This window comes from Stenotrophomonas sp. SAU14A_NAIMI4_5 (genome assembly GCF_003086795.1).
In the GTDB taxonomy this organism is placed as follows: domain Bacteria; phylum Pseudomonadota; class Gammaproteobacteria; order Xanthomonadales; family Xanthomonadaceae; genus Stenotrophomonas.
The window spans coordinates 2,311,479-2,337,463 of record NZ_CP026003.1 but is presented as its reverse complement, the minus strand read 5'-3'; the positions used below and the strand labels follow the sequence as shown (position 1 = coordinate 2,337,463).

The following is a 25,985-nucleotide window of genomic DNA, read 5'->3' as shown; positions in this document are numbered from 1 at the left end:
ATGAAGCATTTCCTCCTCCTTGCTGGCCTGCTGGCCGGCTCGATGACGGCGTCCGCGCAGGACCTCTCCCGCGGCGCCGACAATTTCTACCGCAGCGAGCGCGTTACCTCGCAGAAGGTGACGTTCAACAACCAGTACCAGATGAAGGTGGCTGGCAACCTGTTCCTGCCCAAGGACCACACACCCGGCACGAAGTACCCGGCCATCGTGGTCGGCCACCCGATGGGCGCGGTGAAGGAGCAGAGCTCCAATCTCTATGCGCAGAGGCTGGCCGAGCAGGGCTTCGTCACCCTGGCCATCGACCTCTCCTTCTGGGGCGGGAGCGAAGGGGCACCGGGTCACATGGTCGCGCCGGAAATCTACGCCGATGACATCAGTGCCGCCGTGGATTACCTGGCGACCCAGCCGACCGTTGATGCCCGCCGCATCGGCGCGCTGGGCATCTGCGGCAGCGGCAGCTTCGTGATCAGCGCGGCGAAGATCGATCCGCGCATCAAGGCCATCGCCACCGTCAGCATGTACGACATGGGCGCGGCCATGCGCAATGGCCTCAATGCATCGCAGAGCCTTGCCCAGCGCCAGGCGATGATCCAGTCCGCCATCGAACAGCGCCAGGCGGAATTCAATGGTGCCCAACCACGTTATGTGCCGGGCACGGTCACCGAGATCAGCGCGGATACGCCGGACGTACAGCGTGAGTTCTTCGATTTCTACCGGACCCCGCGGGGCGCCTACACCCCTCCGGGGCAGCAGGCGGACCAGACCACCATGCCGCTGTTCAGCAGTCTGGTGAAGTTCCTCAACTTCTATCCGTTCAACGATATCGAAACCATCGCGCCGCGCCCGATGCTGTTCATCAGCGGCGACCAGGCCCACTCGCGTGAGTTCAGCGAAGACGCGTATCGCCGTGCGGGCGAGCCGAAGGAGCTCTATTGGGTGAAAGGGGCAGGGCATGTGGACCTCTACGACCGCACCCAGCTGATTCCCTTCACCCGGCTGACCACGTTCTTCCAGAAGGGACTGGCGGCACCGTGATGGCAGACACCCAGCACGCACCGGCACGCGCACATTGGGGTGGCGTGTTCGCGATGACCCTGTGCGTGTTTGCACTGATCGCCTCGGAGTTCATGCCGGTCAGCCTGCTCACGCCGCTGGCCGCCGACCTGCGGGTGAGCGAGGGGCTGGCGGGCTATGGCATTGCCATCTCCGGCGCGTTTGCCGTGCTCACCAGCCTGTCGATTGCGCGCCTGGCAGGACGTTTGGACAGGCGTACGGTCCTGTTGCTGCTCACTGCGCTGATGGCGGTGTCCGGCGTAGTCGTGGCCACCGCGCACAGCTATGCGGTGTACATGGCCGGGCGCGCACTCATCGGCGTGGTCGTCGGCGGCTTCTGGTCGCTGTCGGCAGCGACCGCCATGCGCCTGGTTCCCCACGCGCAGGTCCCTCGCGCCCTCGCCATCTTCAACGGCGGCAATGCGCTGGCCACGGTGGTCGCCGCGCCGCTGGGCAGCTATCTCGGTGGGATCATCGGCTGGCGCGGTGCGTTCCTGTGCCTGCTTCCGGTCGCGGCGCTGGCGTTCGCCTGGCAGTGGGCCAGCCTGCCGCGCATGCCTGCACGCACCGCCGCCGCGCCAGGCAACGTGCTGGCACTGCTGCGGCGCCGGCCGGTGCGTTGGGGCATGGCCGCCTGTGGTGCCTTCTTCATGGGCCAGTTCGCGCTGTTCACCTATGTCCGTCCGTTCCTGGAAACCGTCACCCATGCGGGCGCTACAGCGGTATCGATGGTGCTGCTGGCCATCGGGGTATCCGGTTTCATCGGCACCGTACTGGTTGGCCGCGCTCTCGCGCATGGGCTGTACCGCACGCTGGTGGCCACTCCCATGCTGATGGCCGCCATCGCCGTGCTGCTGGTGCCGTTCGGCGCCCAGCTCTGGCCGGTGGCCGCACTGCTCTCGGCGTGGGGCCTGCTCGCCACCGCAGCGCCGGTGGGCTGGTGGAGCTGGCTGGCGGACACCTTCAAGGACGACGCCGAGGCCGGCGGCGGTCTGATGGTGGCGGTCGTGCAGTGCTCCATTGCCGTGGGCTCCACTCTGGGCGGCGCACTGTACGACCACGGTGGCCATGGCAGCACCTTCGCCGCCAGCGCCGGCGTCCTTGGCGTGGCCGCCGTCCTGGCCTGGCGCACCGCGGCGGGTCAACGCCCGCTGTCGCCACATGTAACCCGCAGTCAATCCGAGCCCGCCTGAACATTCAGGCTGAACCCTCCACGCAGGAGCAAACACCATGAATACTCCCTTCCTCATGCTCGCCCTGGGCGCCACCGCGCTGCCTGCCGCGCATGCCGACGCAGCCGACGCGGGCCAGCAGACCATCGCCCGCGCTGGCGAGCAGGCATCGCAGCCCGGCCCAGAGGCGTACTTCACCGGCCGCGTGCGGATCGACCCGGTCTGGCCGGCCGAGGGCGGCATTCCTGCATCCGGCGGCCTGGTCACCTTCGAGCCGGGCTCGCGCTCGGCCTGGCACACCCATCCGGCCGGCCAGCGGCTGCTGGTCACCAGCGGGGTAGGGCTGGTGCAGGAGTGGGGCAAGCCGGTACAGGTCATCCGTCCCGGCGACGTTGTCTGGTGCCCGCCGGGCGTAAAGCACTGGCACGGCGCCGCCCCCGGTACCGCCATGACCCACCTCGCCGTGACCGGCACGATTGATGGCCGCAACGTGGAGTGGATGGAGAAGGTGGACGATGCGCAGTACAACGCCCGCTAGAACCACCTCCTGGCTGCTGCTGACCACGCTCATCCTGGCGGGGCTGCCCGCCACGAACGCACGGGAACCCTTGCCCATGAATAACCCGACCCGTAACGAAACGCCGGCCCTTGCATCGCTGAGCCCCCGGCAGCAGGCGCTGGTTCCGATTGCAGCGTTCGCGGCCTCAGGCAACCTCGAGTGCCTGAAGCCCGCGCTGCACGCGGGACTGGATGCGGGCCTCAGCATCAGCGAGGTACGCGAGGTGCTGCTGCAGCTCTACGCCTACGCAGGCTTTCCCCGCAGCCTCAATGCACTGGGCCAGTTGATGGAGGTCGTGCAGGCACGCGCGGCGCGTGGCCTGCACGACGACCCCGGGCGCCAACCCAGCACACCTGCGCCGCAGGGCGAGGCCTTGTTGAGGGTCGGCACGGACAACCAGACGCGGCTGGCTGGAGCCCCGGTGGCGGGTCCGCTGTTTGATTTCGCGCCCGAGGCCAATACGTACCTGCGCACCCACCTGTTCGGCAATCTCTTCGCGCGCGACAACCTGGACTGGCAGAGCCGCGAACTGGCAACGCTCAGCATGTTGTCCATGATCGAAGGCGCGGAGGCGCAGGTATTCGCCCACATCGGGATGAGCGTGAACATCGGCGTGGAGCAGGGCGCACTGGCCGAGCTGGCGGACACCCTGGACGCGCGCGTGGACGCGGTGCCGGCGCAGCGTGTCCGGCAGGCGCTGCAGCGAAAAATGCAGCCGTAGCGCAGACGTCGCAGACCGTGAGACCGCCCTCCGTATTCTCTGGGCCATGCTTACGTCCTCCGCACATCACGGCTTCCAGCGCGCCCCCACCCCATCCGGCTGGGTGCAGACCGGCGAGCGCTGGGCGCTGTGGTGGAACGCGCGCGAGGTGGCTGCGGTCATTCCGGACGGGCGGCCGGGCGTCCGGCTCTGGATGAAGGGGCAGAAGATGTGGCAGACCAAGGATGTGCGTGCCGCCAGCATCCGCCAGGGCAAACGCTTCGCTGAGCGCTGGTGTGCCGCGCGGTTGTACCCCGAGCTGCCTTTGCGCAAAGCGGTGGCCAGGTTGGTGGAAGCCGCTCCGCACGATCAGGCAGCGCCGTTGCCGCCGAAAGAGCGGCAGCAGGTACGTCGTCTTGCCGACGCGGGCGGACGCGATATTGCACGCATCAAGGAAGCACTGGACGCGCGCCGGCCGCAGCAGGCGCACTGAGCGCGGTTGCCGAAGAGCAGAGCCCATGCATGAGCATGGGCCCCGCCGGCAGGTGTCACTTCGGCATCAACACACTGTCGACCACATGCACCACGCCGTTGGACTGCATGACATCAGCGGTCGTCACCGAGGCCTTGCCGCCCTTGGCATCGATCACCCAGACCTTGCCATCCTGCAGCTTCACCGTCAGCGGCTCGCCCTGCACGGTCTTCAGCGTGCTGGTGCCACCGTGGCTGCGGGCGGCGGCGGTCAGCTGGGTCGAGGTGTAGGTGCCCGATACCACGTGGTAGGTCAGCAGCTTGGTCAGCTTGGCCTTGTTTTCAGGCTTCAGCAGCGTATCCACGGTACCGGCCGGCAGCTTTTCGAAGGCCTCGTTGGCGGGCGCGAACACGGTGAACGGGCCCTTGCCGCTCAGCGTATCGACCAGGCCGGCGGCCTTCACCGCAGCCACCAAGGTGCTGAGGTTCTTGGCCGTGGAGGCATTTTCCACGATGGTCTTGTTGGCATACATCGGTGCCCCGCCCACCATCGGGTTGTCGGCGGCAAACACTGCAGGTGCGGTACAGGCGACCGTAATACCCGCGGCAATGGCAAGACGCTGGATCTGGCTACGCATGTTCGTTTCCTCGTTGGACGAGGCCGTTCGGCCTCTTGATGAATGCAGGGGTGCCTGCGGATAACGCGCCAGTGGCAGCTTTCGCAGCGCGTTGTGCCTACCTCTACGTGTCATCGATGCCGGTTGGATGCAGCGGATTTCAAGCGTCTTTTGAATGGTTCAACGACGTTGACGAGACGTGACGAGGATCAGCGGGCGCATGGTGGGCCCGCGCCAGAAAATCGACACTATTTGGCCGGGGCGCGACCTTTGCTAACCTTTCTCCGGGGCGCGACCACGCGCGCTCCGGATGCCAAAAGGATGCTTCGGTAGATGCCCAACAGAGCAGCGCGGAAATGGCAGGGCCTGCCGAAGTTCCAGGAGGCGCCGCGCCGCAGGAAGATCGGCACTATTCTGAAGCTGGCCGGCGTCTCATGCATTCTCCTGGGACTGGGCTGGACGGCGTGCTACCTCTACGTCGACCGCGCCGAGCTGGCCGCGCCCTTCCTTGGCGTGATGGCGGTCGGCGTTCTCGCCCTGGCGCGCAGCCGTCGCGCCGATGCCACGTCTTTGTTGATCGTCGCCCACGGCGTCTTCCTGTCCGTGGTGGGCGTGGCGGTGATCGATGCCCCGATTGCCTGGGTGCCGCGCTCGGGACACTTGTTCCTGCTGCCGCTCGCGGCGGGTGCAGCTTTCACCTTCGATGCGCGCGAGCGCTATGGCTCACTGGTGTTCCCGCTGGTCTGCCTGGCCACGTTCGCAGCGTTTGCTATCGGCGCGCTGGATTTCCTGGCGCCCGGCACCTCGCCGCCAATCGAAGTGCGCGTGTGGGGCGCCCGCTCCAATACGGTCATCTCGATGACCCTGCTGGCCGCGATTTTTGCGATCTACCGCAAGGACATCGGCAACCGGCTGCGCCTGGAGCGCGAGCTGGGTCGTTCAGTGCGCAACGGTGAGATCGAAGTGCACTACCAGCCGCAGGTGCGCGGCAATGGTGTGGTGACCGGCGTGGAAGCGCTGGTGCGCTGGCGGCGTCCTTCGGGCGAACTGCTGCCGCCGGGTGCCTTCATTGCGCAGGCCGAGGAGAGCGGCGCGATCCGGGACATCGGGCTTGAGGTGCTGCGCCAGGCCTGTGATCTGCTGGCGCAGTGGTCTGGCCAGGCAGAGACCCGCGACCTGCGGGTTGCGGTCAACATCAGCCCCATCCAACTGCTGGATGAGAGCTTCGTTGCGGCCATCAGCGCCGTCATCCGCGAGGCGGGGGTAAACCCGGCGTTGATCGAGCTGGAACTGACCGAGTCGGCACTGTCGGCGGAAACCGCTGAGACGATCGAGAAGATGAAGGCGCTGGAAGCGCTGGGCGTGACCTGGGCGCTGGACGACTTCGGCACCGGTTTCTCCGGCCTGTCCACGTTGCGCACGCTGCCGGTACGCAAGTTGAAGATCGACCGCAACTTCGTCGACGAGGCCACCACCCAGGAGCGCGCGCAGCACCTGCTGGGCAAGATCGTGGAGATTTCCCAGGTGATGGGCATGAGCGCGCTGGCCGAAGGCGTGGAAACCAGCGCGCAGCGTGACCTGCTGGTGGGCCTGGGTTGTGATCACTTCCAGGGCTATCTGTTTGCAAAGCCGATGCCGAAGGCGGAACTGGCCAGCTGGCTGAGAGGCCACTGTCTGGTGGTGCCCCGCAGCGCTGGCTAGAGCCCTCAGCTGCAGCAGGTGAGATAGCTCGCGTCCGCAGCTACAATCGCGCAGCACACGAGGTGCGATTGATTTATCAGGGGGAGTTTGTGTTCAAGGATGTTTTCCACTATTCGGTTCTCCTGGCGTCGGCTCTTGCCGTGTCTGGTACCTGCGCGGCGCAGAGTGGCAAAGAAGTAAAAGCGCTTGCCAAAGAGGCGGCGCAGACACTCCGGGCTGGCGGCGAGCCGATGGACAGGTGCGACCTGGGCGCTCGGCTGGATGACGCTGCCGTCGTGGTCGGTACGTACAACACCGAGGTACTGAGGCTGGGCGATCGGCTTCTTTCCGTCAATGGCAAGGAAATCACCGGGCAGGCTACCTCCACGGCGGTTGCCATCCTCAAGACCCTCTCACCGGGCTCCACCATCCCGCTCGCGATCGAGCGCAATGGTGCGAAGAGCGAAGTTCCGCTGGTCTGCGGTAATTCCCGGCCCCGCATCGAAAACCTGCTGGCCGGCCTGGATGCCGCTGCGCGTGGCAAGCCGCAGGAGTGCGCCGCCATCCTTGGAGAGCGCGACGATCAGGGCGCTTTCGGTTCGGAGATGAGGTTCCGCTGCCTTGCAGCCACCAAGGGCACTCAGGAGCGCCAGCTTGCGGGAGCCCGCTACGTCGCGCTGCAGGATGCCATCGCCGAAGCACACTGGAGCCGGCCGATGCGCGAGCGCGTGCTTGGCTCGTTGCGCCGTGGGCAAGCGCAGATCACTCAGGCGATGGGGGCTGACCGCTATCGGACGCTTGTCCGGGCAACCGAGCAGTGGCCGGGCGGAGAGACGCTTTACAAAGACTCCGAACCGGATTTCGCGATGTATCGCCAGGTGACCGAGCGCGCGGTACGCGCAAGGTTGATCGACCCGGATTCCGCCCGTATCGACATGCCCTACGGCTTCCTCGAGGGAGCCTGGCGGCCGATGTTCCAGAAGGAAGTCGAAGGCTATTGGACCTGCGGTACCGTCAATGCCAGGAACCGCATGGGCGGCTATGCCGGCACCAGTGCCTTTGTTGTGGTCCTTGGCGAGAGCGGGGTGGTCAAGTACCTGGAACTTGGCAACGGTGGGGACTACGACATCCTGGCCACGCAGTGCGCCAAGGGAGCGCAGCTCCTGCCGCCAGCTCCGGTGGAGACAGCGGCAGCCAGGGCGACGCCGGCCAGCAGCGGGGCCGCGTCCTCATTGGCTGACGAGCTGAAGAAACTATCAGACCTGAAGGCCAGCGGCGTGCTCAGCGAGGCCGAGTTTGAGGCTGCGAAACAGCGCATCCTGGCGCCCGAACCCAAGTCCTGACAGCCATTGCGCCTGCCGCACGCGCGCCCCAGCGGTCTCCATTGGCTGCTGGGACGTCGTCCGAATGATCAACCGGGACTGTCGGACCCAGGGCTGTAACGCCACGCACTGGTAGTGGCTGGCGCCAGATGTTCCCGGCCCAACCACCGCATGCCGCAAGGTGGGCCGCCACGGCACCTGCTTTCCCGGGCGACCGAGACTGACCATACTGGTCCGCATGAACCCGTTCCGCCGCATCCAGGCCTCTCTGGCCGGCCACCTGCGCAGCGAGGCCTGGCGTCGCCGCGCCGCGCAGTGGATCGGCGCAGTCGCCGTCGCGCTGGTCGCCATCCTGTTCGCCAAGGCCAGCGACGCGGCGTTCGGCCTGTTCCAGCGCGCCATCGACCACTCACCGTGGTGGGCGCTGCTGCTCACACCGGGTATCTTCGCGCTACTGGCCTGGCTGACCAGCGGCGCCCTGCGCCCGACCCGGGGAAGCGGCATTCCCCAGGTCATCGCCGCGCTGGAAAAGCCCGATGAGACCTTCCGGCAGGTCAATCTCTCACCCGGCGTTTCCGCCGGCAAACTCCTGTTGACCTCGCTCTCCCTGCTCGGTGGCGCATCGGTTGGCCGCGAGGGCCCCACCGTCCACGTCGGCGCCAGCCTGATGTATCTGTTCGGCCGCTGGTTCGGCTTCAAGGACCCGAAGGAGCTTTCCCACTTCCTGCTCGCAGGCGGTGCGGCGGGCATCGCTGCTGCCTTCAATACACCGTTGGCGGGCATCGTGTTCGCCATTGAAGAGTTGAGCGGGCGCTTCGAGCATCGGTTCTCGGGCACGCTGTTGACCGCGGTCATCGTGGGCGGTGTGGTTTCGCTGGGCCTCCTGGGCAATTACACCTACTTCGGCCACGTGACTGCGCGTATGCCGCTGGGCCAGGCCTGGTTGGCCATTCTGATGTGCGGAGTAGTGGCCGGCCTGTTGGGCGGGGTCTTCGCCCGCCTGGTGCTGGCCAGTGTTGCCGGCCGCCCGCGCTGGCTGGGCACGCTGCGGCAACGGCACCCGGTGCTGCTCGCTGCAGGTTGTGGGCTGGTGGTGGTTGGCTTGGCTGCGGCGTTCGGCGATGGTGCATACGGCACCGGCTATGAGCAGGCACGCAGCCTGGTGCAGGGCCACGCCGAGGTGGGCCACGAGTTCGGCTTGATGAAACTAGTCGCCAACCTGGCTTCGTACATTGCAGGCATTCCCGGCGGCCTTTTCTCGCCGGCACTGGCCGTGGGCGCCGGCATCGGGCACAACCTGGCCGCACTGATGCCCGCGGTCGACCCGCGCGCGTTCGTGCTGCTGGGCATGTGCGCCTACCTCACCGGCGTGACCCAGGCGCCGCTGACGTCGGCGGTGATCTCGCTTGAGCTGACCGACAGCGGTGACCTCCTTCTGCCGATCCTGGCCACGGTGCTGATCGCCCGTGCAGTGTCCGGGCTGGTGTGCCCGGTGCCGATCTATCGCGGCCTGGCCGAGCAGCTGCTTCCCAATAAAGCCCGGTAGGGCCGGCTGCTGACCGGCAAACCGTGCGGCACAGCCCCCGACCGTACCTTTGCGCCGTTTGTTCAATCCCAGCCAGATGCGAGGCGCGACGCTGCGATACCGCACGAACGATCGCGCTTCCATGGCAGAACCAGACAGCCCCTCAACCCAGCCCACGACCGACTGCCGGCGATGCATCATCGGCGGCGAGCGGGAAGGGCGATCCTCACCGCCGCAACATCTGCCCGATACGATCGTCTTTGCATCGCTGTCCTCACTGGCCGCAGTGCTGAGCGATGAGAACCGCCAACTCCTGCAGTTGTTGCACAAGCGCCAGCCGCAATCGTTGACCGAACTCGCAGAGCTGAGCGGGCGCAGGGTGTCCAGTCTCTCGCGCACGCTGAAGATGATGCAGGGCTATGGACTGGTTGAGCTGAAGCGGCATCGTGGTGCAGTGGTCGCGTCCGCGTTGGCCACACGTTTCACTGTGGCCTTGGATTGAAGGGTTACTGGCCTGTTGCCATCGATATGCATCCCTGCGCTGAAACGCTGTCTCTGCCGTTTTCAGGTCAATCGATCAACCGGCGCAGGAGCAGCAGGCCGCCGACAGGATTCCCAGCGGGATCCAGCGAACGGTCCATGCTTCCCCAAGGCGCAACGAACAGGCGATCGAGTACGGTATTGGGTTGCATCAGGCAGCTCATATCCCAGGACGGGAATCGACGGGTTTCGATCACACTGTCGCCAAGCATATGCAGCCGCTCATGGTCACTGCTGGACCTGATACGGCCGATGGCACCCTCGATACCATCCTCCGGCCCTTCGATGTACTGCAGGAAGCGGGCGCCATCAAACAGCATTGCGCCGGTGACGCCCGCCATCCGGTTGAAGCGCTGGGCGCCGTGCACGATGCGTTCTAGGCGGGGGGCATCAATGCCCGGCACAGCGACGCTTCGGTAGGCAACAGCACGCAACATGGGTCAGTCCGGTCAGGTTCGAGGATTCAAGGTACTCCTTCCCGCCGGTCCACGCTTGTCCATTTCCGGCTGATAGGCCGCCGTCGCTCGACGCGGCTTCACGCGGGGATCAACGGTGCAGCACGCCACGTTCTCCCCATAACCGGGATGCTGCGGCAAACATCACGGCTGGACATCACATGTGCGAGCGAGAGGGACACTACAGCTGCGGTGCAGCCGGCGAAACAGGCCGGTTTCGACTGGACCGGGTTGAATGCGACAAGGAGCGCGGGGCGGGACCCCGCATTGTGACGGTGCATGCTCACTGTCATGCCTGCGACAGCGACTTTGTCGCGCGCGAGCCGCTGGGGCTGACGGCGATTTCCGGTGGCGCCGTTGTCAGCTGCACCCACTGCAGCAATCGCCAGGCCATAGGCCAGGGCGTCTTTGACAGCCTGCCAACCTCTGGGCGTCCATCGGCATCCGGAGAATCGGAATCCTGAAATCTTCAGCAATCTGGATCCACTGCAAATCCGCGTGATGCCGCCGCCACACGGCCTCTACAGACGGACCGGGATGCTCCCGACTCCCCGGCTGCAAGCCCGCAACCGGAACACAGAGCATCCCCCATGCGCGACCAGGTCAGATCCACACGCTACGCCACCCCGTCCCGCGTCCGCGAAGGGCGTCCGTTCCCCCAAGGCGCCTCTTTCGATGGCCAAGGCACGAACTTCGCGCTCTTCAGTGCACACGCCACCAAAGTCGAGCTGTGCCTCTTCGATGATCAGGGTAACGAGCAGCGCATCGAGTTGCCCGAGTACACCAACGAGATCTGGCACGGCTACCTTCCCGAGGTAAAGCCAGGCCAACGCTACGGCTACCGGGTGCATGGGCCTTACGCCCCGGCGGAGGGCCATCGTTTCAATCACCATAAGCTGCTGCTGGACCCCTACGCACGCGAGGTCGATGGCGATCTGACCTGGGCGGATGAGCTCTACGGCTACACCATCGGCCACCCCGACGGCGACCTCAGCTTTGATGAACGTGACAGCGCACCGTTCATGCCCAAGGCCGTGGTGGTGGAAGACACCTATGACTGGGAAGGGGATGAGCGCCTGCTCACGCCCTGGAACCGCACGGTCGTTTACGAGACCCACGTGCGTGGTTACACCCAGCGCCATCCCGAGGTAGGCGAGGACGTGCGAGGAACCTGTGCCGGTCTCGCCCAGCCTGCCGTGCTGGATTACATCCACGGCCTGGGTGTGACCGCCGTGGAGCTGCTGCCGGTCCACGCCTATCTCGACGACAACTACCTGCTGGAAAAGGGCCTGCGCAATTACTGGGGCTACAACACGCTGGCCTTCTTCGCGCCCAAGCGCCGCTACCTGGCCAGCGGCCACCGCGACGAGTTCCGCGACATGGTCAAGGCCATGCACGGGAAAGGTCTGGAGGTCTTCATGGACGTGGTCTACAACCACACCGCCGAAGGCAACGAGCTCGGGCCGACGCTGTCTTTCAAGGGTATCGACAATGCCAGCTACTATCGCCTGGCCGAGGACAAGCGCTATTACATCAACGATACCGGCACCGGTAACACCTTCAACCTGAGCAACCTGCAGGCCATCCGTTTCGTCTGCGATTCCCTGCGTTACTGGGCGCAGGAAATGCACGTCGACGGCTTCCGCTTCGACCTCGCAACCATCCTGGGGCGCGACCCGACGGGATTCGACCAGCGCGGCGGCTTCCTTGATGCGGTTGGCCAGGACCCGCTGCTCAGCCAGGTCAAGCTGATTGCCGAGCCGTGGGATTGCGGACCTGGCGGCTACCAGGTCGGGCACTTCCCGCCGGGCTGGGCAGAGTGGAATGACAAGTTCCGAGACACCGTGCGCAGCTTCTGGAAGGGTGACGAGGGCAAGCTTGCCGAGTTTGCTACGCGGCTCACCGGCTCGGCGGACCTGTTCGACCGACGCGGCCGCCGACCGTGGGCATCGGTCAACTTCATCACGGCGCACGACGGGTTCACGCTCAATGATCTCGTCAGCTACAACGAAAAGCACAACGATGCCAACGGCGAAGAGAATCGTGATGGTTCCAACAACGATTCGTCCTGCAACCACGGCGCCGAGGGACCAACCGACGATCCAGGCATCAACGCGCTGCGCGAGCAGCAGATGCGCAACCTGCTGGCGACGCTGCTGCTTTCGCAGGGTACACCGATGATGCTGGCCGGCGACGAGCGGGCGCAGACGCAGGGCGGCAACAACAACACCTATTGCCAGGACAACGAAACAGCCTGGATTGATTGGGAACGCGACACCACCGAGGGCCGACTGGCCCAGTTCGTCCGCGATGTGCTGGCCCTGCGCCAAAGCCATCCGATCCTGACCCGCGGCCGGTTCCTCAACGGCCAGTACAACGAACAGGCCGATGTGCGCGACCTGACCTGGCTGAATCCCGCAGGCAGGGAGATGACCGATGAGGACTGGAATGACGCGGGCGCGCGCTCGGTCGGACTGCTGCTGGAGGGCAGGGCACAGGCATCAGGCGTGCGCGAGCATGCCAGCGACGCGAGCTTGCTGGTGGTGATCAACGCCTACCACGAGGGTGTGGATTTCACGCTCCCTGATGACGAGGGGGCCTCGCTCAGCTGGTCGATGCTGCTGTCCACCGATGCTGGGCTTGCGGGTGAGCAGGACGTGCTGGGCGCCGGTCACTTCCTCGCCCCACCGCGCAGTCTCACCGTCTTCCGTTGCGGGGCAGCGACTGCTGGCTGAGCCACGCAAAGAAGCCCCGCTTTCGCGGGGCTTCCGTTGTTCACGCAATATCCCATTTGTCCGCAGCGGCGGGCTTCTGCTTGTAGATCCCGCCGGCGAAGTCCACGTGCAGCTCCATCCAGTCGCCACCCTTCTGGCGGGCCAGCACTTCAAAGTGCTTGGGGTGACGCTGCGGTTCCCCTGCAGATGTCCAGCCTGCCTGTTTCACGGCATCCAGGACGACGGCCGGGTCTGCCTGAACGTGCTTTTCGCCATGATGGCCCGGCCCATGGTGCGGCTTCTTGTGCTCGATCTGCACCCGCTTGCCACCGGTGCGGGCAATGCTGAGTACCTTGATCTCCGAAGGGCGACGTTCGCCCTCCAGCACAACGGCCAAGCCGGGCTTGATGGCGAAAGTTTCAGCGCCTTTCGGGCCCAGATCGGCCAGGTAAGGCTGGCCGTCCGCGAGCAGAGTGAAGCGGTGGGCGAACACGTGTTCAACAACGCCGGACAAGGCGATCTTTTCATGGTGCGGCATGTATTTCTCCTGAGAGCGCCCATGCTCGGGCGCAAATATCAGGTGGGTGCCGCACGGCGCGCTTGCAATGGACTTCGGTGCCGGAGTTCAGCGCAGGTTGCCCCACGCAGATTGCATGATCACTCAACCAACGCCGGTCGGCCCTTCCAGAACCAGGCGCACCTTGCGCAACAGCTGCTGCCGGTTGAAGGGCTTGTTCAGCACCTCGTACTCCGAACCACCTGCATCTGTACGTTCAATCCCGGCTTCGGCATAGCCCGTCGTCAGCAACACCTTCAGCTTCGGCAGGCGGCGCTTGGCCTCGCGGGCAAGAAGTACGCCGTTCATGCCGCCGGGCATGATCAGATCGGTAAACAGCAGGTCGAACACCTCGCCCTGTTCCAGCAGCGCCAGGGCCGATGCCCCATCGTTGGCAACACGGGTCTGGTAGCCACCGGCTTCAAGCAGCATCTGCGCCAGTTCAGCGACATCATCGCGGTCTTCAACAATCAGGATGCGCTCGCTGCCACCGCGGTCCATGGCCATGTTGGAGGGGGCGGCATCCTTGGTCAGCGCATCGGTCGTGGCAGGGAAATACAGGCTGACAGTAGTGCCCACGCCTGGCTCAGAGGCGATCCGTACGGTTCCACCGGATTGCTTGACGAAGCCATAGACCATCGACAGTCCCAGCCCGGTACCTTCACCTTCCTCCTTGGTGGTGAAGAACGGGTCCATCACCCGGCGAACAATGTCGGGCGACATCCCGCTGCCGTTGTCCTGCACCGAGATGCAGACCAGACGACCCGCGGGCAGGTGATCGAGCTCGTTGGCGGCCGCAGCCTTGGAGACCTCCACATTTCGCGTGCTCAGCAGCACGCGCTGATCCGGGCGACCCTTCAGCGCATCGCGCGCATTGATGACCAGATTGAGGATGGCCACCTCGGCCTGGGTTGTATCGATCCTGCAGTTCCAGAGCGCGGGTGCGAGGTTCATCTGCAGCTCCACGTCCGCGCCCACACGCTGCGCGGCCAGCTCCACCGTGGAGGACACGAGGGAATTCAGATTGACCGTGCGGCCTTCCAGTTTCTGCCGTCGCGAGAACGCCAGCAGCTGCTGGGTCAGCACCGCGGCCTTGTTGGCGGCGGACTGCGCCTGGGTGGCGGCGCGCCTGACGAAGCTGTCGGACGGAAGCTCCTTGTCAGACGTCCCGGTGATCATCTCCAGATAGCCGGACATGACCTGCAGCAGATTGTTGAAGTCGTGCGCGATGCCGCCCGTGAGCTGGCCAAGGGCTTCCATCTTCTGTGCCTGGCGAAGCGAATCCTCCGCATCACGCCGGCGCGATACATCCAGCTGCGAGCCGAAGAAGTACACCAGCGTGCCGTCGTCATCGAACACCGGCGACACAAAAAGCGCATTCCAGAAGGTCGAACCGTCCTTGCGGTAGTTCAGAACCTCGGTCGCCGCCTCGCGGGTCTCAGCAATGGCTTCGCGGATCTCGGCGATCGCATCGGGGTCGGTTTCCGGTCCCTGCAGGAACCGGCAGTTGCGGCCAATCAGCTCGTCACGCTCATAGCCGGTCATCTCTACGAAGGCCCGGTTGGCGAAGATGATCGGATTATCGGGCTGGTGCGGGTCGGTGATGATCATCGGCATCCGCGTGGTTTCCACGGCGCTGAAAAAGATGTCCGAGCGCCTGTCGCCGATCGGCAACGCGTTCTCGCTTCTGACCGACGGCGAAGGAAACCCTTTGAATTGATCGTTCGACACGCGATTCCCTGCTCGGTTGGATCGGATCACCGGGATAGCGCCGGGCCCATCAGAGCCCGGCACCTTGCCACAACCGGCGTGAAAATGACCGCGTTCAGTCTTAACGGTTCAGAATAAAGCTGCTTTTTCTCAGGCGATGCCGGCACCGCCGGTTACGCCGAACACTTCACCGGTCAGGTAGCTGCCTTCCTGGCTGGCCAGCAGCACATAGATCGGCGCGATTTCCACCGGCTGGCCCGGGCGCTTCATCGGCACCTGGGTGCCGAACTTGGTCACCGCTTCGGTCGGCTGCCCACCGGAGGACTGAAGCGCGGTCCAGAAGGGACCCGGCGCAACCACGTTGGCGCGGATTCCCTTTTCGACCAGCTGTGCGGACAGCGCCTTGGTGTAGGCAACGATGCCTGCCTTGGTGGTGGCGTAATCCAGCAGGATCGCCGAAGGGTCATACGCCTGGACGGATGCAGTGGTGATGACCGCGGCGCCCGGCGGCAGGTGCGGAACGGCTGCCTGGCAGATCCAGTGCATGGCGTAGAGATTGGTCTTCATCGTCTTGTCGAAGTCCTCCGCACTCAGCTCGGCGATGCTTTCGCGGTACTGCTGGCGGGCCGCATTGACCACCAGGATGTCGAGGCCACCGAAGGCTTCCACCGTGCGTTCAACCAGAGCCTTGCACCACTCCGGGTCGGTGATGTCACCCGGCAACGCCAGCGCCTTGCGGCCCTCGGCTTCGATCAGCGCGACCACTTCTTCCGCGTCCGACGCTTCAGAGGGAAGGTAGGACAGGGCTACGTCAGCGCCTTCGCGGGCGTAGGCAATGGCCGCAGCGCGACCGATGCCGCTGTCGGCGCCGGTGATCAGGGCCCGGCGTCCGCTCAGCTTGCCCGAACCTTGGTAGCTGGTTTCGCCGTGGTCCGGCACCGGGTCCATGTCTGCCGCTTTGCCCGGCACCGGCTGCGGCTGGGCGGGGAAGGGCGGCTGCGGATACTGGCTGCGCGGATCCTGCATTTTCAGACGATCATTCATGGTCGATCCTTATCGTGGGGCGGGGGAGAGTGGGCCGCTCAGGGGCAGCCCTGTGTATCTGCAATGGTGGCCATGGCCATCACCTGGGCCAGGTGGCTCAAGCCTTGCGGGGTGTTGCCGAGGTAATGGCCCGTGGCCGGGTCCACCATTTCGCTGAGCACGCCCTGGCAACGGCCAAGCGCGCCGTTCAACGCATCCACGCGGGCGCGGGCGTCCTCGACGAAACCCAGCCGTGCGTAGGCCTCAGCCATCCAGTAGGAGCAGGCGATGAAGCAGCCTTCTTCTTCCGGCATGCCCGAGTAGCGGTAATGGAAGTCCGACTGGCCCAGCTCGCGGTCGATGGCGCGCAGCGTGGCCAGCAGGCGGTCCCTGCCGTCAAAGCGGAAGCGCACCGCCAGCGCCAGCGCCGCGTCCAGCTTGCCGCTGCCGGGGTACATCTCGAAGGCCTGCAGGCCATCGGACCAGCAATGGGTTTCGATCCAGTCACTGATGCGGTCGCGCTCGCGTTGCCAGCGGTCGCGGCACGTGGTCGGCAGCTGGCCCTGGTCGGCCAGCTCGACCGCCCGCGCCAGCGCCTGCCAGCAGCTGATCTTGGACATCGTGTAGTGCTCCAGCTCAGGCAGTTCCCAGATACCGGAATCCTTCGCGCGCCAGTGGTCCGCGCAGAGGTCGGCAATACGCGAAAGCAGCTCCGCGCTGGCGCCATCCAGAATGTTGCCGGCCGCCACGAAACAGAACGCGGTCTCGAAGATGTCGCCGTAGATGCCATGCTGGTGCTGGTCGCCGGCAAGATTGCCTTTCACCACTGGCTGCGTATCGCGGTAGCCGTGCATGGGCAGTTCCTGCACCGTTTCGACCATCTCACCGTCCAGGGTGAATACGACCTTCGGCCCATGGCGGCGCAGCTGACGCAGCAGCCAGGTGAATGCCGCTTTGGATTCCGCCTCCAGACCTGCGGCCAGAAACGCCTGGATCGTGTAACCCGCATCGCGCACCCACGCGTAGCGGTAGTCGAAATTCTTGTCGCCGCCAATCCGCTCTGGCAGCGAGGTCGTGGCGGCAGCGGCAATGGCGCCCGAGGGCGAGTACAGCAGCAGTTTGAGGGCCAGCGTGCTTCGCACGAACGTGGCGCGGTCCCAGCCGTCGTAGGACACATTACGTGCCCACGCCTTCCATTCCCGATCGGTCAGGTCGATGCGGCCATCCACTTCCTCCACCGACGGTGCTACCAGCGGCTCATCCTCGCCGACTACGAGCGCCACGGTCACCCGCTCGCCGGCAGTGACGGTGCATTCACCGCATGCACCTTCGTCGGTCCACTGCAGCTGCAGCGCCGGATGATGGATCACAACACCCAGCAGCCGCTGCACATGGAAGACCGTGTGCTCGCCAATGGACGAACAGTAGGGGCTGGCCGATTGAGCACGCGTGCTCGGGAACATGTGGACGGCAAAGCGCACCTCGCCCTCCAGGCCCTCGATGCGCCGCGCCAGTTCGCACCAGGGCAGGCGACCGGCGTTGCCGCTGTTCAGCGATTCCGTCAGCGACGCACGGCCGGATGCCGTCGTGAAGATCGTTTCCAGCACGTTGCTTTCCGCCCGGTAATGACGTTCGACGGTGCAACGCTCGGTGGGCGCAATGCTGAAGTAGCCACCATTGCTGCCGTCCAGCAGGCGATCAAACAACGGCGGGCTGTCCATGTTGGGCGCACACCACCAATCAATGGAACCGTCGCAGCCGGTCAAGGCGACGGAACGCCCTTCGCCCAGCGCCGAGTATTGTTCGATGGGCAGCGCGCCGTTGCGCCTGCGCTCATTTGCGACCGGTGATGCGCCGATCTTCGTTTCATCAAGGGAGGCAGCCTCGGGCAACGTCGACATCAACGCACCCTCCGGCAAGCGTGCAAGGCTGCCGGAACAGCAATAGGCGTGCACATGATGGACATCTCAGACGTGGGGTGCATCGAAACTAGGCAGCCGCATGCGCAAACGGGGTGAGGCAGTGTTCAACGCCACGTGATCATTGCGCGCCGTTGACACCCGCATGCACGCTCCATGGACACACCGACGACCATGCTCGTGCCGCTACACGCTGAGGTCTGCATGCAACGTCCCACACTTTTCCTCCTGCACAGCCTGGGCGCGAGCCATCGGAAGTGGGACGCGGTGCAACGCGTCCTCGGAAATCAATTCGAGTGTGTCGCACTGGACATACCTGGCTTTGGCGGAACCTCCGCAGGCAGCGCGACCGACATCGACGCCCTCGTCGACTGGTTCCAGCAGGAAGTCACCGCGCGTTCGCCCACCTGCTGGTTCGCCGTCGGCCACAGCATGGGGGGCAAGATCGCCACGCTGCTTGCCGCCCGCAGCCGTAACGGGGTACAGGGCCTGGCAGGCCTGGCCGGTGTAGTGCTGGTGGCCGCATCACCGCCGTGTCCGGAACCCATGCAGGAAGCGCGCCGCGCGAAGATGCTCGAGTGGTTTGCCGGAGGCCCTCCCGCCCGCGCCGATGCTGAAGCCTTCATCGACGCCAACACCCATCGACCGCTGCAGGGGCCCGCCCGCGAAGCCGCCATCCTCGACGTGCTTTGCACCGATCCCATCGCCTGGCGTGCCTGGCTGAACCAGGGTAGTCGCGAACATAGGCAGGAGGAAGCGGCCCACCTGCACGTGCCTGCGCTGATACTGGCAGGCGCAGAGGATGGCGACCTCGGAGAAGACGCCCAGCGTGCACTGAACGCGCCGCATTACGTGCACGCAACCGTCGACATCGTGCCGGACGCTGCGCACCTGATTCCCGTCGAGCAGCCGGAGTGGCTTGCCCACCACATTGCGGTGTGGGCACTGCCACTGGCTGCACGCGCACTGCCGCCGGCATTCATCAAGTTGCTGGATGCCGAGCGGGTTGCACCGCGCATGCGGGCCCGTCTGCTGGCCCGACATGCCATGCCGCTGCCGCTTACCGAGTCTGCGCTGCCCGCACGCCGTCTGGGTGTGCTCGCTGCCTTGGCGGCACGACTGGTACCCGGCGCAGATGCCGATGACCTTGCACTGCGCGTCGGCCACGCACTGGTGAACCACGAGAGCGACGGCTGGCGATTTGCCGACCTGCCACAGGATGCGGATGCCTGGGCGCAGGCGCTGGATCAGCTGGATGCCGCAGCCAATGGATTCAGCACGCTTTCGCCCGCCGCACAGCAGGCACTGCTGGAACAGGTTCAACGGCAGAGCGCCGCCGCGCCCGCAAGCGCCGCGCTTGACCCTGCGCAGTGGGCACTTTGGTTTGAAGATGCGAGGGCGCTGTTTGCCAGAACCTGGATGAGCCTTCCGTCGACGTGGGCCTCCATCGGCTACGACGGTTTCGCTGTGGGTGGCAAAGGTGCGTACAGCCCCGGCTATGAGCACACACAGGCTGGGGTCATCGACGGGTGGCAGCTGCCATGCTGAATCGAACCCACCGCAACGACGGGAAGCATGAATCGTTCGATGCCGTCATCATCGGCAGCGGCGCCGGCGGTGCCCCTCTGGCGGCCCGCCTGGCGGAGGCGGGCGTATCGGTGCTGGTGCTGGAAGCCGGCCGCACATTCACGCCGGATGATCACCTCGCCGACGAACTGGCCACGGATATCTACTGGATGGAAGAGCGCCTCAGTGGCGGCCAGACCCCAACCGCTTTCGGCGCCAACAATTCCGGGCAGGGCGTAGGCGGCTCCACCCTCCACTGGGGCGCGTTCTGCCCGCGTCCCGATCCGCGGGACCTGCGCCTGCGGTCGCTGACGGGGCAGGGGGCGGACTGGCCCATCGCGGATGCCGAGTTGCTGGCGTACGTGCGGCGTGTCGAGGCCTTCATCGGCGTCTCGGGCCCCGCTCACTACCCGTGGGACCCGACGCGTCAGTACGGCTATCCGCCCGTGCTGCGCAATGCCTCGGCCCAGGCCATGCAGCGCGGTTGCGACGCGCTGGGCCTCGTCGCAACCGATGCGCCCGCTGCGCTGGTCAGCCAGGCGCGCCAGCAGGCGCACTGGGGCGTGCGCCAGGCCTGCAACCACTGTGGCGCCTGCCATCAGGGCTGCAGCAATGGCGCCAAGGCCAGCATGGACACCTCCTGGCTGCCCTGGGCTGTGGCACATGGTGCCGCGATCCGCGATGAAAGCCGGGTGGTTGACCTTGAGCGCGACGCCCATGGCCGCATCACTGCAGTGGTCTACCAGCGCGACCATCGTCTGCACCGGGTGAAGTGCTCGGCGGCGTTCCTGTGCGCGGGCGGTGTGGAAACACCGCGTCTGCTGCTCAACCTTGGTCTGGCCAACAGCAGTGGCCAGGTCGGTCGCAACTTCATGGCCCACGTAGCCACCCAGGTGTGGGGGTGCTTTGACGCGGACATGTGCATGAACCGCGGTTACCCGTCCTCGCTCATCACCGAGGATTTCGTGCGCCCGCACGACGCCTCGTTCGCCGGCGGCTACCTGGTGCAGAGCCTGGGCGTGCAGCCCGCCACACTGGCCAACACCCTGGCCCGCGGCGCAGGGCTGTGGGGCCAGCCGCTGGTGGATGCACTTTCCTCCTACCGGCACCTGGCCGGCATCGGCATCAACGGCGAGTGCCTGCCGCAGGACGGGAACCAACTCACCCTCAGTGATGAGCGCGATGCCTTCGGCATGCGCCGCGCGCGGGTGGATTTCAGCTATGGCGCCAACGAAAAGGCACTGGACGCGCACGCCCAGAGCCAGCTGACCCGCATCTGGGAAGCTGCAGGTGCCACCGGAATCTTCGTCGCCGCGCGCTCGGCCCACACCCTGGGTACGTGCCGCATGGGCGACTCGGCCGACACCGCTGTCGTAGATGCCGACGGCCGCAGCTTCGACATCCCCAATCTCTTCATCTGCGACAACTCCATCTTCCCCAGTGCCCTGGCCGCCAACCCGGCGCTGACCCAGATGGCACTGGGCCTGCGCACCGCCGAGCGGTTCCTGCAGACGCTGCCACCGCGCAGCACCACTTCCTCCCCAACCAAGGACACATCATGGATCTCGGAATAGCAGGGCGCATCGCCCTGGTCAGTGGCGCCGATTCGGGCATGGGCAAGCAGACCGCACGCGAACTGCTGCAGGCCGGGGTACGCGTGGCCATCACCGATGTACCCGATGGCACCCTCGACGAAGCCCTGCAGGAACTGTCGCCGCTGGGCGAAGTGATGGCCGTTGCCGGTGATGTCACCGATGCCAAGGATGTGGAACACATCTGGGCCTCGGTACGCAGCGAACTTGGTGACCCCGACATCTACGTCAACGCTGCGGGTGTCACCGGTGCCACCGGCGATTTCCTTGATGTGGACGACAACGGTTGGCTGCGCACGCTGGATATCAACCTGATGGGTGCGGTGCGCATGTGCCGCCAGGCCATTCCCGCAATGCGTGCAAAGGGCTGGGGTCGCATCGTCCTGTTCGCCTCGGAAGATGCCGTACAGCCGTATACCGACGAGCTGCCGTACTGCGCCTCGAAGGCGGGTGTGCTGAGCCTGGCCAAGGGCCTGTCCAAGCAGTACGGCAAGGACAACATCATGATCAATACCGTCTCACCGGCCTTCATCCATACGCCGATGACAGACGCCATGATGCACAAGCGCGCCAAGGAAAAGGGCATGTCGTTCGAGGAGGCCATCCGCACCTTCCTCGATGAGGAGCGCCCCGGCATGGTGCTCAAGCGCCGCGGCCGGCCCGAAGAGGTCGCCGCCGCTGTGCTCCTGCTGTGCTCCGAACGCGCCAGCTTCATCAACGGCGCCAACATCCGCGTAGACTCGGGCTCGGTCTTCACCCTGGCCGGGTAAAACCCATCGCCGGCCCAGGTAGTGCCGGCCGCTGGCCGGCACCTCTCAAGGTTCATGATGCCCACCATCGCCACCGCTGCTGACTGGAAAACCAAGCCGCTCCCCGCCCACCATATCGCGCTGAAACTCGACTTCCACCTCGATGCCGCAGAGTCCGCCTGCGTGCGGCATGGCCTGCTGCCCTTGGAAATGGAGGACAAGTGGTTCCTTTACTACGAGGGGAGTACGCTTTACATGCACCGTAGCTGGACCGGCGTCTGCATTGCCCGGGTTCACTTCGTGTCAGAAGGCGACAGACTGCATGCCGTCAGCGCGGAGATCAATCGGGACCCTGAGCAGTACGCGGGTACCGACGATACCGCGGATATCGCCCTGATCGAGCGCATGGTGCGTGGGATGGGCGCCTTACAGCGGTACCTCGAACAGCGGCAGGTCGGTGGCCATGCGTGGGTGACCATTACTCCGCCGAAGCCGCGCTGAATCACCCACAGTTACAGCAGCAGCAACGCACCGATCAGGGCGGGGGGCATCACCAGGATCCCTACACGCAGGAAATCGAGGGCGCCTACGTGCTCGCCCTCACGTCGCAGCGCCACCAGCCACAACAGCGTCGCCAGTGAACCGGTCACGGACAGGTTGGGCCCCAGGTCGACGCCGACCAGCAATGCGGCCCGCACCTGCGCGGGCAGATCCGCCACCTGCGCCACGGACCCGGCCGCCAGGCCTACCGGCAGATTATTGGCCACATTGCTCAGCAGGGCGGAGGCAATGCCCGCAACCCAGCCAGCGTGGCTGGTCGAGCTGCGCGCCAGTGCTTCCAGCGCGTCCGCCGCCTGCTGGATCACCCCGGTCTGCGCGACTGCCTCCACCAGCACGAAAAGCCCCGCCACCAGCGGCAGCACGCTCCAGGAAACATGGCGCAGCAGCGGCAGGGGGCTGCGCCGTTGCGCCAGGGCTACGGCGGCCACGCTCAGCAGCCCGGCACAGAATGTCATCAGCCCCAGACGACCATTCAGTGCGGAGGTGACCACCAGCACCGTTCCGGTGAACACCACACCCCCAGCTGCCAAGCGGCCTCCAGGGGACAGCGGCTGCTGTTGTGGCGAAACCGAGATCGGCTGGGCAATCTCACGGCGGTACAGCAGCCTCAGCACGGCATATGTGGCGGCGATGGCGGCCAGCGAAGGCAGCGCGAACTGCTTCAGCCATTCCAGCAATGGCGGCATGTGTGCGCCAAATACCACCAGATTGGCAGGGTTGGAAATGGGCAGCACGAAACTGGCGGCATTGGCGATGAATGCACAGACAAACAGATAGGGCAGGGGCGTGACCCCGGCCACCCGGCATGCCGCGTACACCGCAGGGGTGAGCACAACCGCCGTGGCATCGTTGGACAGAAGGACCGTCACCACCGTGCCGACCAGGAATACCAGATCGAACAGGCGCCGCCCCGAGCCGGCCGCGTGCTGTACCGCGTACAGCGCCATCCAGTCGAACACCCCTTCGCGCCGCGCCAGCTCGGCCAGCAGCATCATGCCCACCAGGAACAGGTAGACATCCTGGCCCTCGGCCACCGCGCCCACGAAGGTTGCGACCGGCACGGCCCCGGCCAGTGGCAGCAGCAGCGCGGCGGCCACAGCCCAGACATATTCGGGAATGCGGAAAGGGCGGAACAGCAGGCCGACAATGGTCGCCGCCACGGCCGCCCAGATGATCATCGACGAAGCTTCAACGTGCATGTACTACCCAAACCTCATGAATGCTCAATTGCCGGCGTATCCCGTGTCTCCGGCACCTTCAGCGCCAGCAGCACTGCCGCCGTGGCAACGACCGCCAGGACCAGAAAGGCGGCATCATAGCCTGCGCGCTGCACGATGAAGCCCGCCAGAGCGGGACTGAGCGCGCCGCCCACCCCGAACACGGTCGTGACCGCGCCCAAGGTGACATTGAAGCGCCCGCTCCCTTCGCTCAGGTCCCTCACCATGATGGGGATCAGTGCACCAAAAATGCCGGCACCCACGCCATCCAGCAGCTGCACGCTCAACAGCCAGGCCGGGGCATCGGACAGAGGATAGAGCGCAGCACGGATCGGCAGGATCAGAAAACCCGCCAGCAGCAGCGGCCGCCGCCCCCACCGGTCCGCCCGCGCCCCCACCAGCCACGCCAGCGGAATCATCACCAGCTGCGCGGCCACGATGCACCCGGCGGTCAGTGTGGTCGCGAGGGCCGGGCTGCTCAACGCCAGTTTCTGCCCGACCAGCGGCAGCATCGCCGCGTTGGCGAGGTGGAACAGGCAGCTGCACGCGGCCAGCAGCAGCAACCGGCGATCCCGCAACAGCAACCGCGCGGGGGAGGGGGCGTGCGCCTGCCTTGGCTCGTCAACCAGGCCGCGCGCCCGCGCATCGTCAATGGCCGCTCCCGGAATCGCAGCCGTGGCGGCCACGCTTGCCAGTGTCATCGCTGCCATCAGGTAGAACACCACCGTCGGTCCCCACAGGTAGGCCAGGCCACCGGCCAGCAGGGCCGCCACGACGTTGCCGGCATGGTTGAAGGTCTCGTTGCGCCCCATGCGCCGCGCGAACGCGCGCGGCCCGCTGACGCCCAGCGAAATGGCCGCAATGGCCGGCGCAATCACCGAGGCCGCCACGGCACTCAACGCCTGGGTGGATGCCACTACCGCGAAGCTCTGCGTCCAAGGCAGCAGCAGACACGTCGCGGTCACCAGCACCGCAGCGATGGCCAGTGTCATCCGCTTGGCGTGCAGCCGGTCCATCAACGCCCCGGCAGGTGTCTGGGTCATCAGCCCGATGATCGCCGACACCGTCATGACCGCACCGATGCTGGCCGGCTGCCAGTGGTGTACCGACAGCAGATAGATGGCCAGATAGGGGCCCAGTCCATCGCGTACATCTGCCAGGAAGAAATTCAGGCCATCCAGGCCGCGCTCGGCGCGCCGGCGCGCGGGGGCATCGGGGGTGGGGTCGATCACGGGGCTGCTGGAAGGGGGAAGGCCGCCAGTGTTATGCGCGCCTCGCCGTGATGGCGATGTGGCGCCGCGACGTGGCAGTCAGCGCTGCAAGGTCATTTCTCCAGCGACGGCGAGTGCGGCAGCATCTTCTCGGCAATTTCCAGCAGCGCCCGCAACCGATCCATATGGCGCAGATCCTGGTGGTAGCCCACCCAGATGTCACGCCCGGGGGGCTGCCCGAAGGCGTCGATGCGATGCAACCCGCCCAGCTGCTCACCCAGCGGCCGGGGCAACACCGCAAGACCAAGGCCGCGGGCGCACATCTGCGCCTGGACGCTGCGGCTGGTACTGGAGAACGCCGGTTTCGACTGCGGAAAGGTCTCGATCAGCCATTTCACGTCCGGGAAGTGGGCCTGCGCCGAGTTCATCAGAATCAGCCGTGCCGCGCGCGGATCATCCATCACCGCGCGCACCGTCGCCTCTGAGCCATACAGCCCATAGGGCATGGTCATCAGCCGACGCTGTACGATATCCGGCTCGCTGAACGGCACGATGCGGAAGGCAACATCCGCCTCGCGGCGGGATAGATCGAGCAGCCGGTAGCTGGCGATGACTTCCGGCACCACGCCCGGGTGGAGCAGCGCCAGCTCGGCCAGACTGGGCGCGAGCACATAGGCGGCAAACCAGTCGGCCGAAGAGATCCGCAGGACTCCCTCCAGTCGCTCCTGGCGTCCCGCCAAGCGCCTTTCCATTGCAAGTGCGGACGCCTCCATCGACTCGGCCAGCGCAAGTACCGCATCGCCAGCATCGGTCAGGACCAGGCCGTCCTTTGTCCTGCGGAACAGCGGCTGCTCGGCTTCGTCTTCCAGCACCTTGACCCGCCGGCCCACCGTGGGATGACTGACGCCCAGGCGGCGCGCGGCCTCCCCAAGCGACCTGCCACGAACCACCGCCAGAAATATTCGGATATCACTCCATTCCATCGCCAACGTGCGCCCGTTCAAAAATGCACGAAAACTATGCAGCAATGACAGTCCCCAGACAATCCTGCTGGGGTCAACATGCACTCCCGC

22 protein-coding genes and 1 pseudogene are annotated in these 25,985 nt (G+C 65.7%); 14 read left to right on the top strand and 9 right to left on the bottom strand.

Features of this window, described 5'->3' with window-relative positions:
• The 5 genes from C1925_RS10940 to C1925_RS10920 all read left to right on the top strand — a co-directional run bounded on the left by C1925_RS10940 (position 1) and on the right by C1925_RS10920 (position 3,977).
• Positions 1-1,035, top strand: a complete 1,035-nt coding sequence (locus tag C1925_RS10940; protein WP_108768889.1) for an alpha/beta hydrolase — start codon at positions 1-3, stop codon at positions 1,033-1,035.
• Entirely contained in the window at positions 1,035-2,246 is a 1,212-nt protein-coding gene (locus C1925_RS10935; RefSeq protein WP_108768888.1) for an MFS transporter, read from the top strand. The genes C1925_RS10940 and C1925_RS10935 overlap by 1 nt, the downstream gene beginning before the upstream one ends.
• Before the next feature lie 37 nt (positions 2,247-2,283).
• Entirely contained in the window at positions 2,284-2,763 is a 480-nt protein-coding gene (locus C1925_RS10930) for a cupin domain-containing protein (RefSeq protein WP_108768887.1), read from the top strand.
• A 76-nt stretch (positions 2,764-2,839) separates the two neighbouring features.
• Positions 2,840-3,505, top strand: coding sequence for a carboxymuconolactone decarboxylase family protein (locus tag C1925_RS10925; protein ID WP_108768886.1), 666 nt, complete (start codon positions 2,840-2,842; stop codon positions 3,503-3,505).
• Between the two features lie 103 nt (positions 3,506-3,608).
• A complete protein-coding gene (locus C1925_RS10920; RefSeq protein WP_254051298.1) occupies positions 3,609-3,977 on the top strand; it encodes a hypothetical protein in 369 nt (122 codons plus the stop codon).
• A gap of 55 nt (positions 3,978-4,032) precedes the next feature.
• Here the strand turns inward: C1925_RS10920 and C1925_RS10915 are convergent, their stop codons facing one another.
• Positions 4,033-4,593, bottom strand: coding sequence for a fasciclin domain-containing protein (locus C1925_RS10915; protein WP_108768884.1), 561 nt, complete (start codon positions 4,591-4,593; stop codon positions 4,033-4,035).
• 312 nt (positions 4,594-4,905) lie between these two features.
• On the opposite strand from C1925_RS10915, the gene C1925_RS10910 reads away from it, so the two are divergent.
• From C1925_RS10910 to C1925_RS21225, 4 genes are all read left to right on the top strand, one after another.
• Entirely contained in the window at positions 4,906-6,273 is a 1,368-nt protein-coding gene (locus tag C1925_RS10910) for an EAL domain-containing protein (RefSeq protein ID WP_108768883.1), read from the top strand.
• A gap of 62 nt (positions 6,274-6,335) precedes the next feature.
• Positions 6,336-7,595 (top strand): SHOCT domain-containing protein, encoded by a 1,260-nt coding sequence (locus C1925_RS21230; protein ID WP_216821969.1) that lies wholly within the window; start codon positions 6,336-6,338, stop codon positions 7,593-7,595.
• Positions 7,596-7,812: 217 nt separating this feature from the next.
• Positions 7,813-9,120 (top strand): chloride channel protein, encoded by a 1,308-nt coding sequence (locus C1925_RS10900; protein WP_108768882.1) that lies wholly within the window; start codon positions 7,813-7,815, stop codon positions 9,118-9,120.
• 121 nt (positions 9,121-9,241) lie between these two features.
• On the top strand, positions 9,242-9,601 hold the full coding sequence (locus C1925_RS21225; RefSeq protein ID WP_108768881.1) for a helix-turn-helix domain-containing protein: 360 nt from the start codon (positions 9,242-9,244) through the stop codon (positions 9,599-9,601).
• 67 nt (positions 9,602-9,668) lie between these two features.
• Here the strand turns inward: C1925_RS21225 and C1925_RS10890 are convergent, their stop codons facing one another.
• Positions 9,669-10,076 (bottom strand): BLUF domain-containing protein, encoded by a 408-nt coding sequence (locus C1925_RS10890; protein WP_108768880.1) that lies wholly within the window; start codon positions 10,074-10,076, stop codon positions 9,669-9,671.
• Positions 10,077-10,684: 608 nt separating this feature from the next.
• Here C1925_RS10890 and glgX point away from each other — a divergent pair.
• A complete protein-coding gene (gene glgX / locus C1925_RS10885; protein WP_108768879.1) occupies positions 10,685-12,829 on the top strand; it encodes a glycogen debranching protein GlgX in 2,145 nt (714 codons plus the stop codon).
• A 40-nt stretch (positions 12,830-12,869) separates the two neighbouring features.
• Here glgX and C1925_RS10880 read toward each other — a convergent pair whose 3' ends face one another.
• The 4 genes from C1925_RS10880 to C1925_RS10865 all read right to left on the bottom strand — a co-directional run bounded on the left by C1925_RS10880 (position 12,870) and on the right by C1925_RS10865 (position 17,998).
• Positions 12,870-13,346: a hypothetical protein gene (locus C1925_RS10880; protein WP_108768878.1), complete on the bottom strand. Its 477-nt coding sequence runs from the start codon at positions 13,344-13,346 to the stop codon at positions 12,870-12,872.
• A 123-nt stretch (positions 13,347-13,469) separates the two neighbouring features.
• On the bottom strand, positions 13,470-15,011 hold the full coding sequence (locus C1925_RS10875) for a histidine kinase famiy protein (protein WP_254051431.1): 1,542 nt from the start codon (positions 15,009-15,011) through the stop codon (positions 13,470-13,472).
• A gap of 213 nt (positions 15,012-15,224) precedes the next feature.
• Complete coding sequence (locus C1925_RS10870) at positions 15,225-16,118, bottom strand: SDR family oxidoreductase (RefSeq protein ID WP_108768876.1); 894 nt, start codon at positions 16,116-16,118, stop codon at positions 15,225-15,227.
• Between the two features lie 38 nt (positions 16,119-16,156).
• The gene (locus tag C1925_RS10865; protein WP_108768875.1) at positions 16,157-17,998 is read right to left on the bottom strand and encodes a glycoside hydrolase family 15 protein; all 1,842 of its coding nucleotides are present in this window, start codon (positions 17,996-17,998) and stop codon (positions 16,157-16,159) included.
• Between the two features lie 222 nt (positions 17,999-18,220).
• On the opposite strand from C1925_RS10865, the gene C1925_RS10860 reads away from it, so the two are divergent.
• From C1925_RS10860 to C1925_RS10845, 4 genes and pseudogenes are all read left to right on the top strand, one after another.
• Positions 18,221-19,564 (top strand): alpha/beta hydrolase, encoded by a 1,344-nt coding sequence (locus C1925_RS10860; protein WP_108768874.1) that lies wholly within the window; start codon positions 18,221-18,223, stop codon positions 19,562-19,564.
• Positions 19,558-21,090: pseudogene (locus tag C1925_RS10855) on the top strand (GMC family oxidoreductase); the annotation flags it as partial. The gene C1925_RS10860 and the pseudogene C1925_RS10855, both read left to right, overlap by 7 nt.
• A 50-nt stretch (positions 21,091-21,140) precedes the next feature.
• Positions 21,141-21,944 (top strand): SDR family oxidoreductase, encoded by an 804-nt coding sequence (locus C1925_RS10850; protein WP_108768872.1) that lies wholly within the window; start codon positions 21,141-21,143, stop codon positions 21,942-21,944.
• 57 nt (positions 21,945-22,001) lie between these two features.
• Positions 22,002-22,424, top strand: coding sequence for a hypothetical protein (locus C1925_RS10845; protein WP_159097516.1), 423 nt, complete (start codon positions 22,002-22,004; stop codon positions 22,422-22,424).
• An 11-nt stretch (positions 22,425-22,435) separates the two neighbouring features.
• On the opposite strand, the gene C1925_RS10840 is transcribed toward C1925_RS10845, so the two are convergent.
• The 3 genes from C1925_RS10840 to C1925_RS10830 all read right to left on the bottom strand — a co-directional run bounded on the left by C1925_RS10840 (position 22,436) and on the right by C1925_RS10830 (position 25,979).
• A complete protein-coding gene (locus C1925_RS10840; RefSeq protein WP_108768870.1) occupies positions 22,436-23,683 on the bottom strand; it encodes an arsenic transporter in 1,248 nt (415 codons plus the stop codon).
• A gap of 14 nt (positions 23,684-23,697) precedes the next feature.
• A complete protein-coding gene (locus tag C1925_RS10835; protein ID WP_216821968.1) occupies positions 23,698-24,933 on the bottom strand; it encodes an MFS transporter in 1,236 nt (411 codons plus the stop codon).
• Between the two features lie 92 nt (positions 24,934-25,025).
• Positions 25,026-25,979: a LysR family transcriptional regulator gene (locus C1925_RS10830; protein WP_254051296.1), complete on the bottom strand. Its 954-nt coding sequence runs from the start codon at positions 25,977-25,979 to the stop codon at positions 25,026-25,028.
• Positions 25,980-25,985 lie beyond the last annotated feature (6 nt).

Coding starts and splice junctions, on each gene's coding strand:
- C1925_RS10935 (WP_108768888.1), top strand. CDS start 1,035: ATGGCAGACACCCAGCACGCACCGGCACGCGCACATTGGGGTGGCGTG.
- C1925_RS10850 (WP_108768872.1), top strand. CDS start 21,141: ATGGATCTCGGAATAGCAGGGCGCATCGCCCTGGTCAGTGGCGCCGAT.
- C1925_RS10940 (WP_108768889.1), top strand. CDS start 1: ATGAAGCATTTCCTCCTCCTTGCTGGCCTGCTGGCCGGCTCGATGACG.
- glgX (WP_108768879.1), top strand. CDS start 10,685: ATGCGCGACCAGGTCAGATCCACACGCTACGCCACCCCGTCCCGCGTC.
- C1925_RS10880 (WP_108768878.1), bottom strand. CDS start 13,346: ATGCCGCACCATGAAAAGATCGCCTTGTCCGGCGTTGTTGAACACGTG.
- C1925_RS10840 (WP_108768870.1), bottom strand. CDS start 23,683: ATGCACGTTGAAGCTTCGTCGATGATCATCTGGGCGGCCGTGGCGGCG.
- C1925_RS10915 (WP_108768884.1), bottom strand. CDS start 4,593: ATGCGTAGCCAGATCCAGCGTCTTGCCATTGCCGCGGGTATTACGGTC.
- C1925_RS10870 (WP_108768876.1), bottom strand. CDS start 16,118: ATGAATGATCGTCTGAAAATGCAGGATCCGCGCAGCCAGTATCCGCAG.
- C1925_RS10860 (WP_108768874.1), top strand. CDS start 18,221: ATGCAACGTCCCACACTTTTCCTCCTGCACAGCCTGGGCGCGAGCCAT.
- C1925_RS21225 (WP_108768881.1), top strand. CDS start 9,242: ATGGCAGAACCAGACAGCCCCTCAACCCAGCCCACGACCGACTGCCGG.
- C1925_RS10845 (WP_159097516.1), top strand. CDS start 22,002: ATGCCCACCATCGCCACCGCTGCTGACTGGAAAACCAAGCCGCTCCCC.
- C1925_RS10890 (WP_108768880.1), bottom strand. CDS start 10,076: ATGTTGCGTGCTGTTGCCTACCGAAGCGTCGCTGTGCCGGGCATTGAT.
- C1925_RS10900 (WP_108768882.1), top strand. CDS start 7,813: ATGAACCCGTTCCGCCGCATCCAGGCCTCTCTGGCCGGCCACCTGCGC.
- C1925_RS10910 (WP_108768883.1), top strand. CDS start 4,906: ATGCCCAACAGAGCAGCGCGGAAATGGCAGGGCCTGCCGAAGTTCCAG.
- C1925_RS10930 (WP_108768887.1), top strand. CDS start 2,284: ATGAATACTCCCTTCCTCATGCTCGCCCTGGGCGCCACCGCGCTGCCT.
- C1925_RS10925 (WP_108768886.1), top strand. CDS start 2,840: ATGAATAACCCGACCCGTAACGAAACGCCGGCCCTTGCATCGCTGAGC.
- C1925_RS10865 (WP_108768875.1), bottom strand. CDS start 17,998: ATGTCGACGTTGCCCGAGGCTGCCTCCCTTGATGAAACGAAGATCGGC.